Below are 14,668 nucleotides of genomic sequence, written 5' to 3' on the forward strand. Positions count from 1 at the left end.
GCAATTTTAGGGGTTTTCGGTCAATTCTGCTTGAAAACAAAACCAAAACGCGAAACGAGCGCAATTGCAAACAGAAGTATTTCGATCAACCGGAAGTAAGTTTGGCGCGGGTAGCCTGGATCGCGTTCCGCGCTGAAGCTCTCAATGGTTGCGTCGATGAAGCCGGTTTCATTGAGGCCGAGTCCGGCAATGACCTCACCGCGGGCGTTCACGATCGCTGAAATTCCACTGTTGCCGTTGCGAATCAGCGGCAAACCGGTCTCAACGGCACGCAACCTGGCCTGCTGAAAGTGCTGGTAGGGGCCGGGCGTTGCACCGAACCACGCATCATTCGTGACATTGAGGATGGCATTGGCCGCGCCAAGGTCGCCTGTCATTTCATCGGGGAAAATGATCTCGTAGCAGACGAGCGGATAGAACTTGATCCCCGTCGGCAAGGTCAGCAGTTGACGCGTGGCGGCGGGTGAGAAGCCACCCGGCATCTCAACGACGTTCTGGACGCCGAAATCGTCGAGGATGCTTTCGAACGGCACGTATTCGCCAAACGGCACGAGGTGCACCTTGTCGGCGGCGCCGGCGATCTGGCCGCGACCGTCGATGACATAGATCGAATTGTAGTAGCGGGGCGGATTGCCCGGCCCCGTGTCTTCCACCCGAACGGCGCCGGCGATCAGGATCTGATTGTCGTCTAGGGTGTCCGCGATCCGGCTGAGCGCATCCTGATTGTCGGTCAGGATGAAGGGAATGGCCGTCTCCGGCCAGACGATGATGTCTGGTTTCCGCCCGCCGTCCTTCGGAGGCTCGACGGAGAGTTTCAGATGCTTTTCGAAGATAGCGGCGCGATCAGCGTCGCTGTCCATCTTCGCCGTCTGTTCGATCATCGGCTGAACGAGACGGATGACCGGGCTCTTGGAGTCGGTTGCGGGCGTCGGCTGCGGGCCATAGAGAGCATAAGCGCCGTAGCCGATATGCGCCGCGAAAAGCAGGGCTGCCAATGAGAGGCCGAGCTTCGCGCCCTGACGTGTTCCGAGAAGCGCAGGCGCGGCGAAGATGAAGACCGAGAGCGACGTTATACCCATGATGCCGATGACATGCGCCGATTGCATCATGAGAGGCACGGGCGTCATGCCGTAGCCGACAGCGTTCCAGGGAAAGCCGGTGAAAAGGACGCTCCGTAACCACTCGAGCAATCCGAAGCTCGCGGCAAGCGCCGCAATCCGCCCCATGCCGTCGGACCACAGGGTTCGCGCCAGAGCGGCAGCAGCGCCGTAGAAGATGGCGAGCACCGCAGGCAGGCCGAAAATCGCCAACGGCAGCGCCCAGGCGAAGGCCTCGGCATCGATCATCAAGGCATGGCCGAGCCACCAGAGGCCGGCGACGAAATAGCCGAAGCCGAATAGCCAGCCGACGGCGAAGGATGGCCACAGCCGGCCAAGAAACCCGCTTTCAGGAGCGGCGGCGGAGCCGTCGATCAGCCAGACAAGCAGCGTGAACGACATGAACATCGCGGCAAAGAAGCCGAAGGGAGGTAAGGCCAGAACGCCGATGGCGCCTGCAAGGACGGCCAGTACAACCCTCTTGAACCCCCAGGCCAGGATAACCCTGTCTGCAAGCCGCTCCATGCGCACTCCCATCACGCTGCGAATCAACCCGACCGCAGTCTTTCAAAAAAGCCGCCGTTTGTCGTGGTTTGCGGCAATCAGTTTGTTGTGGGAGCGTCTGTTTGCCGCTCTTCGCCGTGATCCGAGCCGGACGTGCCTTCACCGTCGATCTTGACACGACGGCGGATCGCCTGGCGCTTGCGGGTGATCCTCACGCGCTTGATCCGGCGCGGGTCCGCATCAAGAATATGGAACTCGAAACCGGGCAGGGCCTGTACGACCTCACCGCGCACGGGAATGCGCCCGAGTTCGGAGAAGATCAGGCCGCCCAGCGTGTCCACTTCATCGACCTGCTCGGTAATGTCGAAGTCCGGTCCGATCGCTTCGGCGATCTCCTCCAGTTCGACACGGGCGTCGGCAACGAAGACGTCTTCGGACACGCGCTTGAACATGACTTCGTCGTCGTCATGCTCGTCGTCGATGTCACCGACGACCATCTCGACGATGTCCTCGTGCGATGCCAGCCCATCGGTGCCGCCATACTCGTCGATGACGAGTGCCATCTGCGTGCGGTTCACCTGCATGCGGCGAAGGAGATCCGAAGCAAGCATTGAAGGCGGCACGAAGAGGATCTTGCGGATGATGCCGGCCTCTGACAGCGTCTTCTGCAGGTCGACGCGGCTGAGGTCGAAATTCGGCTTGGCAGCGCGCGTCGGCTTCTGCAGGTGCTCGAGGGAAACCTCGACCAAAGGCTCCACCGGCTTGAGTGCCTTGGTGCTGCCGCGGCGCTTGTTGCGCGCCTGCTTGGCGATGTAGGACAGGAGGTCGCGGATATGCACCATGCCGCGCGGATCATCGAGCGTATCCGCGTAAACCGGCATGCGCGAACGGCCAGACTCCTCGAACAGGATCATCAGTTCACCGATGGTGATATTCTGGTCGACGGCCTCGATATCGGCGCGCGGCACCATCACGTCGGCGACACGCACTTCGCGGAAGCGAAGGATGTTGTGCAACATCGCCCGTTCGTCGGGTGAAAACACGTCGCCCACGGCAGCGTCGGTCATCAGCGCATCGGCGATGTCCTCACGGAGGCGCGAGCCCTGCTGTGGTCTCAGGATGCGCGCTGCGCGCGACCAGAAGGATTGGGATCGTCCGGACTGCCTACTACTGCCACCCTCATCGGAGGAGGAGGATTGATCGGCGTCCTTGGCCTCAGCGGCCGGTCTCGTCGTAAAGTCGCTCATGGTTCCATTTTAAGGTCTTGACCCTCGTATGGGTCAGATAGGCCGAGTACCGCCAAAATGCGAGTCTCGAGCCCTTCCATTATCTCGGCTTCAGCGTCATTATTATGATCGTAGCCGAAGAGATGCAAGAATCCATGCACTATCAGGTGCGTCAGGTGGTCGTCAAAGCTCTTTTCGAGCTCTACCGCCTCCCGCTCCACGGTTTCTCTTGCGATAATGATGTCGCCCAACATCGGACCCGGCACCTTGCCTGGCTTTACCGGGAAGGCGGGAAAGGAAAGCACGTTGGTCGGCTTGTCCTTGCCGCGCCATTCGGCGTTGATGTCCTGGATCGAGGCGTCGTCGGTGAAAACCAGCGAGACTTCGGGGATCATCTTGGGAAAAGGCTGCCTTTCGCTCTCGCGAAGATAGGTTGCCGCCGTTTCGAGTACGCGATCCGCCAATGCATGCAACGCATCTTCGGAGGGCCAATTGCCCTCCTCGATGCTGATCTGGATATCGAGTTCCGCCATCAGTCCTGCCGGCTAACCTCTTCGGTTTCCGCTGCGTAGGTGGAATCATAAGCCCTGACAATCCGCCCGACGAGCGGATGGCGCACGACGTCCGTATCCTTGAAGCGGACGATCGAGATGCCCTCGACGCCATTCAGCAGTTGCAGCGCTTCCACGAGGCCAGACTTGACGCCCCGCGGCAAGTCGATCTGGCTTGGGTCGCCAGTGACGATCATGCGCGAGTTCTCGCCGAGACGCGTCAGGAACATCTTCATCTGCATCGACGTGGTGTTCTGCGCTTCGTCGAGGATAACGGCGGCATTGGCGAGTGTACGACCTCGCATGAAAGCGAGCGGCGCAATCTCGATGACGCCAGCGGTAATGGCGCGATCGACCTTGTCGGCCGGCATCATGTCATAGAGCGCGTCATAGAGCGGGCGAAGATAAGGGTCGACCTTCTCTTTCATGTCACCTGGCAGGAAGCCGAGGCGTTCGCCGGCTTCGACCGCAGGGCGCGAAAGAATGATCCTCTCAACGACGCCGCGTTCCAGCAGTTGAGCGGCATGAGCGACGGCGAGATAGGTCTTGCCAGTACCGGCCGGACCACAGCCGAAGACGAGTTCAGCGCGCTCCAAGGCCCTGAGATAGGCATCCTGCGTCGGCGTGCGGGCAATGATGGTCTTCTTGCGCGTGGAAACCTGGGCCATCGTCAGCTTGGCCTTCTTCTCCATTGTCGGCAGGCTTAACTGGTCGTCGGCGGCCATCGCCATACGGATCGCGCCTTCGACGTCGGAGCGTTCCACGCTGCCGCCCTTCTGGAGCTTCTCATAGAGGTAATCGAGCGTACGCCGCGCCTGATTGGTAGCGACGATGTCTCCTGAGATAACGACGGAATTGCCCCGCGCTCGCGCGTCGATGTGCAGACGCTCTTCAAGGAGCTTGAGGTTCTGGTCGAACTGGCCGAACAGTTCACTGGCGAACCGATTGTTCTCGAACGTCAGAATAAAGTGATTGGCGTCGCTCGCAATGCGTGGGTGGCGCGGTGAAGAAGAAACCAATTCTTGTCCGTTCAAGCGGTCAGGCTCCTTGGGTTAGACCTCAGCCTTTGCAATCTCGGCAAACAGGCTGTTGGTTCCGGTTCCGGTGATTCGCACATTAATAATGTCACCGATTTGCAATGCTTTTGCATCAACATTCACGGACTGAAGCCAGGGAGAACGGCCGATAAGCTGTCCTGGCATGCGACCGGGCTTTTCGAGCAACAGTTCGATCGTTTTCCCGACACAGGATTCGGCAAATTCCTGCTGCTGCTTCAGGAGAAGCGCCTGCAGGCGTTCCAGCCGTTCTGCCTTGATCTCTTCCGGCACCTGGTCCTTCAGTTCCGCGCCGGGCGTGCCCGGCCGTGTCGAGTACTTGAAGGAGAAAGCCTGCGCATAGCGCACCTCCTCCACAAGACGGAGTGTATCTTCAAAATCCTGGTCTGTCTCCCCCGGAAAGCCGACGATGAAGTCGCCGGAGAGAGCGATATCGGGACGGGCTGCGCGGATGCGCTCGATCAGCGTCAGATATTCGGCGGCCGTATGCCGCCGGTTCATCGCCTTCAAGATGCGGTCGGAGCCGGCTTGCACCGGCAGATGCAGGTACGGCATCACCGCGCGCAGATCCCGATGCGCCTCGATCAGACGATCGTCCATGTCACGCGGATGGCTGGTGGTGTAGCGCAGGCGCGCAAGGCCCGGGATCTCGGCCAGCCGGTAGAGCAGGTCGCCGAGAGTCCATTCCTGACCATTAGCGCCGACACCGTGCCAGGCGTTGACGTTCTGGCCGAGCAACGTGATCTCGCGCACGCCGCCTTCGACGAGCTTCTGCGCTTCCTCGACGATCTGGCTGACCGGCCGCGACACTTCCGAGCCGCGTGTATAGGGCACGACACAGAAGGTGCAGAATTTGTCGCACCCTTCTTGAACGGTGAGGAACGAAGTGACGCCGCGCGAGCGGATTTTCTTGCTCTCCGCGATCGGCAGATGCTCGAACTTGTCTTCGAGCGCATATTCAGTGTCGACGATGCGCTGCCCTTCCTTCGCCTTGCGCAACGCTTCCGGCAGGCGGTGATAGGTCTGCGGACCAATGACGACGTCGACGGCGGGCGCCCGGCGCAGGATTTCTTCGCCTTCCGCCTGCGCCACGCAGCCGGTAACGCCGATCATGAACTCCCGGCCCTCCTTGTTGCGCTCCTTCTTCATATCGCGCAGGCGGCCGAGCGCCGAATAGACCTTTTCGGCAGCCTTTTCGCGGATATGACAGGTATTCAGCAGAACAAGGTCTGCCTCCTCCAAGACTTCCGTCGACTCATATCCGTCGCGGGCGAGGGCATCGCTCATGCGCGTCGAGTCATAGACGTTCATCTGACAGCCGTAGGTCTTGATGAATACCTTGCGGCTGTTGCTGCCATCGCGGAGATCGGTCTCCGGGGCCTGAAGAAGGGCGCTGTCCTGGGTCATGGCCGGCTATTTAGTGGTTTTTCATGCGCGAGAAAAGGAAATCTTGTCTTACGCCGTGTTGCGGCCGCGCAGGGCTGCGCCAAGCATCGAGCGGATTCGCTGGGCAATCGTCGCGCTGACGTCCTTGCGGTTGCTGTCGGCGCGATATTCGATCGCCTCACCGAAACAGACGTCGACCTCAAAGGCGCCGCATCGCAGCATGTCTTTCAAGTGCGGAAGCATCTCGACATCGCCGGGCCACGAGGCAAGTGGGCGATGATAACGCCCCATCGGCAGACCGTGGACGCCCGTATAGGCAACCGCGACCGGCTGGACGACAACGGCACCGGTCGGCGAAGCCGGAACCGCCATGGCGGCAGCGCCAAACAGCGAGGATTTGACCTCCAGAAGACGGTTTCCATCCGAGGTCGTGCCCTCCGGGAACAATACGACGATCTCGCCATCCGCCATGCGGGAGGCAATCTCGTTCGCCTGATGGCCGGTCTTCCGCTTTTCCTCGCGCACCACGAAGACGCTCTTCTGTAGCTTCGCCAGAGTGCCGAAGATTGGCCAATCGCGCACCTCGATCTTGGCGATGAAGGCAACGTCGGCCACAGCCGACAACACCATGATGTCCATCCACGACGAATGATTGGCGCAAAGCATCAAGGGTCTGTGCGTTTCCATCTCGCCATGGACGCGGATGCGGATGCCGAAGCAGAAACAGACGATGCGATGCCAGATGCGCGGCAGCCAGCGCCGCAGCTTCCAGTCGAAGCGGAGCGCCAGGAGTTGCCAGGGCATGAGCAGGATGCTGGCGAAAAGAATGACGATGCCGGCAAGCGCCACGCGCAGCCAGGCGATCAAGACGAAGACTCCGCGACTGCGATCATGGCCTCAGCGCTCGTCCGGCTTGAGCGGGATGCCATAAAGCTCGAGCCGGTGATCGACCAGCTTGAAGCCGTGCTCGCGGGCGATGCGTTCCTGCAGCGCCTCGATCTCAGCCGAGTGAAACTCGATAACGACACCCGACTTGAGGTCGATGAGATGGTCATGATGCTCTTCCGGCACGGTCTCGTAACGCGAGCGGCCGTCTCGGAAGTCGTGGCGTTCGATGATGCCGGCATCCTCGAACAGCTTCACGGTCCGATAGACGGTGGAGATCGAAATCTTCGCGTCCACCTTCACCGAACGCCGGTAAAGCTCTTCCACGTCGGGATGGTCGGCGGATTCTTCGAGAATACGCGCAATCACGCGGCGCTGTTCGGTCATGCGCATGCCGCGTTCAGCGCAAAGCTCCTCGAGGGTCTTGGCGACGTCAGTCATGGGCTGCCTTCCGATAGTCAACGTTTAAGCAACGGAACTAGCGAAGAACGCGCTTCATGACAAGCGCTGTGGAAATGGCGCCCTTGGCATCCTTGTAATATCCCTTGCGTTCGCCGACTTTCTCGAAGCCGAGCTTGCGGTAGAGCCCGAGCGCTGCCGCATTGCCATCATCGACCTCCAGAAAGATGCTTTCGCCACCGCGCAGCTTCGCTTCGCGCATCGCGGCCTGCATCAGCCGCCAGCCGAGGCCGGCGCGCGCGACCTTCGTCTGCACGGCGATCGTCAGGATTTCCGCCTCGCCGGCGACCTGGCGCGCCAGCACGAAGCCCGGCAACGGCTTCTTGAGGAAGGCGTTGGTCTGGCGGGCCACGAAGCCGAAGACGGTGTCCTGGCTGAGCAGGCTGTAGAACTCGCCATCGCCCCACGGGCGGGCGAAACGCTCGCCGTGCAGCGCGGCGACCGCGCGGCAATCATCGGCATCCATCGCGACGATTTCGAATTCCGGCTTCAACGTCAAATAGGATTCCAACATGGTCATACTCGCGCAATTGCAAACCCGGCCTGCGGCTTGGCGTCGGGTCCACGCAGATAAAGAGGCTTTGGCTTTCCGGCAGAAGGATCGGCGGTGGCGCCGATGCGTGCCACAATGGAAATCGGGAAATGGTTGGCTTGGTCGCCGGTCGCGTCCGGCTTCAGGAGAGGCGTGGCCGAACCGGTGAGTTCGCCCTCGAACGCCGCGGCGAACGCCTGCGCTTCCTCGACGGTCACGGCGCGCGCTTCGTCGAACGGTTCGCCGTCGACATTGAACGCCTGCAGATAAATCTCGTTTCGTTTGGCATCCATGGCGGCGAGCACCGGACGCCCCGGCGTTTTCAGCCGCTGCGCTTCGGCCATCACCGCAAGCGTGGTCACCCCGACCGCCGGAACGCCGAGCGACAGCGCAAAGCCGCGCGCGGCCGCGACACCGACGCGAATGCCGGTAAACGAGCCTGGACCGATGGTGACAGCAATGCGATCGACAGCCGAAAGCGACATATCCGCCTGCTCCAGCACGCGGTCGATGATTCCCATCAAATGCTCAGCATGCCCCTTGCCGATCATGTCCGATGCCTCCCCCAGCATCGTATCCCTGCCGCTGTCATAGAGAGCGGCAGCGCAATCCACACCTGCGGTGTCGAGCGCCAGTATGATCATGGCATCAATTTCCGAATAAAGCGTTCCTGAGCGTCCATACCTTCACCCTGCCGCGCTTGCAAATGCTGCGCCAGGACGAATGCCGGGACGGAGTGTCGTCGTCAGGCGGCGACGACTTCCTCGACTTCCGGAACGAAATGGCGAAGCAGGTTCTGCACGCCATGCTTCAGCGTCGCCGTCGAAGACGGGCAGCCGGAGCAGGAGCCCTTCATGTTGAGGTAAACCTTGCCGTCCTTGAAGCCGCGGAAGGTGATGTCGCCACCATCCTGCGCGACGGCCGGGCGTACACGTGTGTCCAGCAGTTCCTTGATCGTCAGAACGATCGACTCGTCGGCTTCGTCGAAGAACTCGCCGCCGGCATCGAGATCCTCGGAAAGAACCGATGCATCGCCCATCACAGGCTTGCCCGACATGAAGTGTTCCATGATCGAGCCAAGGATGGCCGGCTTCAGGTGTTGCCACTCGGCATTGTCCTTGGACACGGAGATGAAATCGTAGCCGAAATAGACACCGGTCACGCCAGGAATCTCGAACAGACGGGCGGCAAGCGGCGATGCCTGAGCCTCGTCGGCGCTACGGAATTCGGCCGTTCCGCTCTCCATTACGACCCGACCCGGCAGGAACTTCTGCGTGGCCGGATTCGGCGTGGCTTCGGTCTGAATAAACATGTCGCTCTCCGTGCGGCGGGCAGTGGCCCGGGCCGTCTTTAGAATTCTTCAAAAAAGAAAATAAGCCGATTGGCAACTCTATTCAAGAGACTGGCACTCAAGAAATGGCTTTATGCGAGGGCATCCAGTTCCTCGTCCGTCAATGTATCAGGCAGGACGGTGACGGGGATGGGAAATGTCGCACCACGCCCGGCGATCGACGACACCAGCGGTCCTGGACCTTCCTTGGCCGAGCTTGCGGCCAGCACCAGGATCGCGATATCGCGGTCTTCCTCGATGACGGCGTTGATCTGCTCTGTGGCGCTTCCCTCGCGGATGACGATCTCAGGGTCGATGCCGATCGTTTCGCGAACCACATGTGCCGCCTTGGCGACCACGGCTTCGGCTTCCTCGCGCGCCTCGGCACGCATGATCTCCTCTACCCCTAGCCATTGCTGAAAGTCGCCCTCCGGAATCACGTACATCAGCACAAGGCCGCCATTCGAGTTCTTGGCGCGCCGGCCGGCATAGTGAACGGCGCGGGAGCATTCGGGCGTATCGTCAATGACCGCCATGAATTTGCGGCGATGACCTTCGAGCCGGGAGAGTCGTTTTGATACCATGCCGCGGACTCTGACACCTGAACCTGAAAATTTGCAAGCCCTCGTTTTTGATCCCTCGAGGGGCTCTGTCGAGGTCTACGTCAGACCGGAACCAATCCGTAAAGGCGCATGATTGCCTTCACATGTTCGATATCCGGCTTGCCCTGAACATTGATGGCCAGAGCCATCTCCTCGAAGTAGCGTCTGCCGATCAAGCCGGGTGTCATGGTGATCAAAGCCTTGGCGGTTTCGCCGTGCAGATTTTCGTGGGTGTGGACGCAGCCACGCGGGATGAAGAGGGTACCCCCCGGTGCGATCTCGTGTTTGCGCCCGTCCAGTGTCGTGGTCATCGTGCCGGACAATCCGTAGATCACTTCGTCGACGTCACGGTGATAATGGGCGGCCGGGACACGTGCCTGAGGTGGGACCGTGAATTCGAACATCACGAGACTTCCGGCGCTCTGGTCCTCGTCGATCAGAAGCCGGATCTCCATGGCGCCGATCTGGATGAGGTTGCGATCTCGCACCGAAGCCTCCTGACGGTCTGTTTAGGAACAGTACGCCGCAGGTAGAGGTTCGACAAGTCCGGGGCCGCATGTACGCCGCCCCGGACGATTTCGGCAGAGCCGGGATCTCAGTACAGGAAGCCGACGATGTCGCGCACTTCCTTCATCGTCACTTCGGCGCGGGCCCGTGCCCGCTCGCCACCGTTGCGCAGGATCGCGTCGATGTGGCTGGTGTCCGACATCAGCCGGCGCATCTCGGCGGTGATCGGCGAAAGCACGTTGACCGCCAGGTCGACCAGTGCCGGCTTGAAGACGGAAAACTGCTGGCCGCCGAACTCGGCAAGCACGTCCGCTTTCGATTTGTCGGCGAGCGCCGCATAGATGCCGACCAGGTTGTCCGCCTCCGGACGGCCCTTGAGTCCATCGACTTCGCAGGGCAAGCCTTCCGGATCGGTCTTGGCCTTGCGGATCTTCTTCGAGATTGCGTCCTCGTCATCCATCAGGTTGATGCGCGAGAGATCCGACGGATCCGACTTCGACATCTTCTTGGTGCCGTCGCGAAGCGACATGACGCGCGGCGCCGGACCATCGATCAGCGGCTCGACCATCGGGAAATAGGCGTGCACGGGCTCATCGCCGACGGTGATGTCGATGCCGTAGCCCGTCTTGCGGATATGCTCCGCATAGTCGAGGTTGAACTTCATCGCGATGTCGCGGGCGAGTTCAAGGTGCTGTTTCTGATCGTCACCGACCGGGACATGCGTGCCGCGGTAAACGAGAATGTCGGCAGCCATCAGGCTCGGATAGGCGTAGAGGCCGAGCGAGGCTTGCTCACGGTCCTTGCCGGCCTTGTCCTTGAACTGCGTCATGCGGTTCATCCAACCGATGCGCGCGACGCAATTGAAGATCCAGGCAAGCTCGGCATGCTGCGGCACGGCCGACTGGTTGAAAACGATATGCTTTTCCGGATCGATGCCGGACGCGATGAAGGCTGCGGCGATCGAACGGATCTGGTTCGGCATGTCGTCATGGACGAGCTGCGCCGTCAGAGCATGCATGTCGACCACGCAGTAGATGCAGTCGTTGCCTTCCTGCAGTGCCACGAACTTGCGGATTGCGCCGAGATAGTTGCCGAGATGGAGATTGCCGGTCGGCTGGACGCCGGAGAATACGACTTTCTTGAATTCGCTCATTATGTCCTCGATTAGGCTGGTGGAGGGCCCCAGGGTCTGTAACCCATGTTGCTAACGTCGCGGCTTATGCACGCGCGCGATACGGCAATCAAGGGGTTCAGCCTGCGGCGTGTTCGATCAGATCGAAGGTGTTGCCGTAAGGATCCGAAAACACGGCGACGGTCCCATAGACTTCGAGTCGCGGCCTTTCGAGAAATTGCACGCCCTTGGCCAGCATCGACGCATGGTCACCCGCAAAATCATCGGTCTTGAGGAAGAAGCCAACCCGCCCGCCTGTCTGGTTGCCCATCGCCGCCATTTGCCGGTCGTTGGCAGCCTGCGCGAGCAGAAATGCCGCTCCATCTTCGCCCTTCGGCCTGACCACGACCCATCGCTTGCCGTCCGGCTGGACGTCGTCCTGAAGGCAGTCGAAGCCGAGCGCGCCGCAGTAGAAGTCCTTGGCCCGATCGTAGTCGTCGACGATGAGTGTTACGAGAAAGAGCGATTGGGACATTACAGGGCTCCGATTTGCGATGTGGTGTTGTTGCCAAGCACGGGCGGCCGGTCAAGGGAGAGCGGGCTGCCGTCGTTCGGCCCATGTGCTTGCGTCATGCCGGGCTTGATCCGGCATCCAGCAACGCCGCGTCTGCGGCGCAGATGAGTCTTTCGCGCTCAAGGACTTGAGCGCGAAAGATCCCGGATCAAGTCCGGGGTGGCGGGGGAGAGGCGATCGTGAGGGTAGCGGCGCGCACCTTCGCCTTCACGCGATCCTTTTGGCCCGTGGCTTGATCCTGCGTTGTCACTCGGACGGGGCGCTGGAAATTGCCTCGTTGAGTAAAACGATATGGCGCTTCCCAGCGCCCCGTTCGGCGGTTTGTGCCCGCAACTCCGGTCCCTCTGCGGCCTTTCCCGAGGAAGGTCTTGCTTCCCCTGGGGGGCCATGTGTGCCACACAGGCACGTCCGGGGCTCAACTCGACGCCGCATTCGCGCAGACGCCGCCGTCCCCGGAGGGAGACCATTTTCTGCGGACCCCTGATGCGCACGCTCACGTCCTTCCTCCGCACCCGGCGCCGGTCCCGCCTCGCCGCAACGCCTTGCGGTGTATCCGCGACGGGACGATCCTATTGTAGGAGGAGCTCACCGAGCGGGGAGATTTGGTGACAGATTTTTTCTGTGAGTATTTCTCACAAATTTACGTGAAGGGAAATTTATACCTCTTTTTAGGTATCTCAAATTCGTCAATTAGCGGTAAATTATGACATTCTTCCGTTGCGTAAGGTAAACAATTTCACAAAAAGGCCATTTTTAGGGAGAGCGTTCCATCCGCCAGAAACTTACCCGGTCGCCCGGTGTATTTCGAGGGGAGGGAACCATGCAGTCCGCATTTTCCATCGCACTCGCCGGCCTGTTCTGTCTGTCGTGTTTCGACAGTGCCGACGCCCAGAATGCCAGAAGAGTTGCAATACCGCCGCTCAAGTATAAAGAAACGCTCGCCTATTCTCTGCAGACCGTCAGCGTCAAGGCGAACTGCTTCCCGCCGCAACTGCGCGGCGTTCTTGCCTATATCGCCGCCAAGACCGGTCGCCGTCCAATGGTAACCTCGGGGCTCCGGTCGCACGGTAGATCACATTCCCAGCATCGCTATTGCGCAGCCGCCGATATTCGGATCCCCGGCGTATCGGAGCGCACGATCATTGCTATCGCTGAATCGGCACCGGGAATTGGCGGAATCGGTCGCTATTGCAACGGCATCGTCCATGTGGACGTAGGTCCAAAACGACGATGGACCTACTGCTGAAGCGCTGCGTCGGACCGCTAGCCGTCCACCTTTGCAACCGGCTTGCGGTTCAGGTTGCGCCGGATCATGCCGAGGCTTGCGCCGCCGATCAGGAACGCGGTCGCGAAGTAGACAGCCATGGCGATGACGATCAGCAGACCGAGCGTGCCGACCTTGGTCGTCAGATGCGCAGTTGAGGCGAGCCACGGTTCCCAGCGGTGCTGCAGGTACATTATTACGCCGCCCATGACACCAGCGGAGACGACGAGCAATGCTGCGCGTCGCGCCAGAGCCCATTCCCAGGTGAGATGACCGCGGCGGAGCAGCGTCGTGAAGAGTAGGACGGTGCTGATCCAGCCGGCCGTTGCTTCCGCAACCGCAATGCCGGGAGCGCCGAGGAACGGGAAGAGCGTCAATGCCGTCGCGCAGTTGACGCCAACGGCAATCGCCGAAAAGCGCATCGGCGTCTTGGTGTCTTCGCGCGCGTAAAATCCCGGCTGCAGTGCCTTGATCAGCACGAAGGCAGGGAGACCGACGCCATAAACGGCGAGGATGGAGCCGACGATCGCGGTATTTTCCTGATGGAAGGCGCCGCGTTCGTAGAGCACGCGGATGATCTCGTCGGAGAGGATCCAGAGCGCAAAGGCGGCCGGGATAGTCAGGAACAGCACGAATTCCATCGACCGGTTCTGCAAATTCGCTGCCTCGCGCAGGTTGCCGCCCTTCAGCGCCCGCGCCAGTTCCGGCAGCAGCACCACGCCAACAGCAACGCCGACGACGCCGAGCGGCAGCTGGTAGATGCGGTCCGCATATTGAAGCGCGGCGATCGCGCCTTCGCGCGAGGAGGCAATTGCCTGGCCGATCATCTGATTGATCTGGGTAATGCCGCCGGTGACGGCAGCAGGCACCGCCAGGATCAGCAGGCGCTTGACGTTCGGCGTGATGCGGGGAAAGCGAAAACCGATGCTCATGCCGGCATGCAGGACGCCGACATAGACGACGACGAGCTGCAGGATGCCCGCAACGAGCACGCCCCAGGAGAGATACCAGGCGGTCTGAAGCGGTTCGGCGCCGGTATAGAGCGCATAAAACAGCGCCCCGATCATCACCACGTTGAGGAAAACGGGCGCTATGGCCGCCGCGAAGAAATGATGCAGCGAATTCAGCATCCCGCTCATCATCGCCGTCAGCGACATGCACATGAGATAGGGGAACATCACCGCCGCCATGCGCACGGTGATCGAGAATTTCTCCGCATCGTTGGCAAAGCCCGGCGCGATGACGAAGCGCACGAGCAGCGGCATGCAAAGCTCCATCACGATGGAGATGAGCAGCAGCACCGAAAACAGCACGCCGAAGACCTCTTCGGAGAAGCGCTTGGCGCCATCCGTTCCGTTCGCCTCGATCTCCTTGGCGAACAACGGCACGAAGGCGGCGTTGAACGCACCTTCGGCAAAGAGCCGGCGGAACAGGTTTGGAAAGCGGAAGGCGGCATAGAAGACGTCGGCCATCGGACCGGTGCCAAGGGCTGCCGCCATCAGCGTTTCACGGGCGAAGCCGAAGATACGGCTGCCAAGCGTGGCGCCGCCGACGGTGGCGAATTTTCTGACGAGGCTCATGCGTT

General features: G+C 60.8%; 16 protein-coding genes. 1 reads left to right on the forward strand and 15 read right to left on the reverse strand.

What is annotated here, in order from left to right; translation table 11 throughout:
* Positions 1-20: 20 nt before the first annotated feature.
* The 14 genes from lnt to NBG89_RS00170 all read right to left on the reverse strand — a co-directional run bounded on the left by lnt (position 21) and on the right by NBG89_RS00170 (position 11,780).
* Positions 21-1,622: an apolipoprotein N-acyltransferase gene (lnt, locus tag NBG89_RS00105; RefSeq protein ID WP_431321202.1), complete on the reverse strand. Its 1,602-nt coding sequence runs from the start codon at positions 1,620-1,622 to the stop codon at positions 21-23.
* Between the two features lie 77 nt (positions 1,623-1,699).
* The gene (locus NBG89_RS00110; protein ID WP_431321203.1) at positions 1,700-2,848 is read right to left on the reverse strand and encodes a hemolysin family protein; all 1,149 of its coding nucleotides are present in this window, start codon (positions 2,846-2,848) and stop codon (positions 1,700-1,702) included.
* Positions 2,845-3,360 carry an rRNA maturation RNase YbeY gene (gene ybeY, locus NBG89_RS00115; protein WP_431321204.1) on the reverse strand — a complete coding sequence of 172 codons (516 nt, stop codon included), beginning with the start codon at positions 3,358-3,360 and terminating at the stop codon, positions 2,845-2,847. Before ybeY ends, NBG89_RS00110 begins: the two co-directional genes overlap by 4 nt.
* Positions 3,360-4,412, reverse strand: a complete 1,053-nt coding sequence (locus NBG89_RS00120; RefSeq protein ID WP_088691162.1) for a PhoH family protein — start codon at positions 4,410-4,412, stop codon at positions 3,360-3,362. The genes ybeY and NBG89_RS00120 overlap by 1 nt, the downstream gene beginning before the upstream one ends.
* A gap of 18 nt (positions 4,413-4,430) precedes the next feature.
* Complete coding sequence (miaB, locus tag NBG89_RS00125) at positions 4,431-5,840, reverse strand: tRNA (N6-isopentenyl adenosine(37)-C2)-methylthiotransferase MiaB (RefSeq protein ID WP_431321205.1); 1,410 nt, start codon at positions 5,838-5,840, stop codon at positions 4,431-4,433.
* Between the two features lie 48 nt (positions 5,841-5,888).
* Complete coding sequence (locus NBG89_RS00130) at positions 5,889-6,686, reverse strand: lysophospholipid acyltransferase family protein (protein WP_431321206.1); 798 nt, start codon at positions 6,684-6,686, stop codon at positions 5,889-5,891.
* 30 nt (positions 6,687-6,716) lie between these two features.
* On the reverse strand, positions 6,717-7,145 hold the full coding sequence (locus tag NBG89_RS00135) for a Fur family transcriptional regulator (protein ID WP_431321207.1): 429 nt from the start codon (positions 7,143-7,145) through the stop codon (positions 6,717-6,719).
* Positions 7,146-7,182: 37 nt separating this feature from the next.
* Positions 7,183-7,683: a GNAT family N-acetyltransferase gene (locus tag NBG89_RS00140; protein WP_431321208.1), complete on the reverse strand. Its 501-nt coding sequence runs from the start codon at positions 7,681-7,683 to the stop codon at positions 7,183-7,185.
* Positions 7,680-8,339: a tRNA (adenosine(37)-N6)-threonylcarbamoyltransferase complex dimerization subunit type 1 TsaB gene (gene tsaB, locus NBG89_RS00145; RefSeq protein ID WP_431321209.1), complete on the reverse strand. Its 660-nt coding sequence runs from the start codon at positions 8,337-8,339 to the stop codon at positions 7,680-7,682. The genes NBG89_RS00140 and tsaB overlap by 4 nt, the downstream gene beginning before the upstream one ends.
* A 101-nt stretch (positions 8,340-8,440) precedes the next feature.
* Positions 8,441-9,007: a NifU family protein gene (locus NBG89_RS00150; protein ID WP_431321210.1), complete on the reverse strand. Its 567-nt coding sequence runs from the start codon at positions 9,005-9,007 to the stop codon at positions 8,441-8,443.
* Between the two features lie 110 nt (positions 9,008-9,117).
* Positions 9,118-9,609 (reverse strand): universal stress protein, encoded by a 492-nt coding sequence (locus NBG89_RS00155; RefSeq protein ID WP_007789346.1) that lies wholly within the window; start codon positions 9,607-9,609, stop codon positions 9,118-9,120.
* Positions 9,610-9,689: 80 nt separating this feature from the next.
* On the reverse strand, positions 9,690-10,115 hold the full coding sequence (locus NBG89_RS00160; protein WP_431321211.1) for a cupin domain-containing protein: 426 nt from the start codon (positions 10,113-10,115) through the stop codon (positions 9,690-9,692).
* A 107-nt stretch (positions 10,116-10,222) separates the two neighbouring features.
* Entirely contained in the window at positions 10,223-11,287 is a 1,065-nt protein-coding gene (gene trpS / locus NBG89_RS00165; protein WP_088691168.1) for a tryptophan--tRNA ligase, read from the reverse strand.
* 97 nt (positions 11,288-11,384) lie between these two features.
* Positions 11,385-11,780, reverse strand: a complete 396-nt coding sequence (locus NBG89_RS00170) for a VOC family protein (protein WP_431321212.1) — start codon at positions 11,778-11,780, stop codon at positions 11,385-11,387.
* An 859-nt stretch (positions 11,781-12,639) separates the two neighbouring features.
* Here NBG89_RS00170 and NBG89_RS00175 point away from each other — a divergent pair.
* Complete coding sequence (locus tag NBG89_RS00175; protein WP_431321213.1) at positions 12,640-13,065, forward strand: YcbK family protein; 426 nt, start codon at positions 12,640-12,642, stop codon at positions 13,063-13,065.
* Between the two features lie 17 nt (positions 13,066-13,082).
* Here the strand turns inward: NBG89_RS00175 and murJ are convergent, their stop codons facing one another.
* Positions 13,083-14,663 (reverse strand): murein biosynthesis integral membrane protein MurJ, encoded by a 1,581-nt coding sequence (gene murJ, locus NBG89_RS00180; RefSeq protein ID WP_088691171.1) that lies wholly within the window; start codon positions 14,661-14,663, stop codon positions 13,083-13,085.
* Positions 14,664-14,668 lie beyond the last annotated feature (5 nt).

The sequence above is a fragment of the Rhizobium sp. YTU87027 genome (assembly GCF_050644135.1).
GTDB lineage: Bacteria > Pseudomonadota > Alphaproteobacteria > Rhizobiales > Rhizobiaceae > Rhizobium.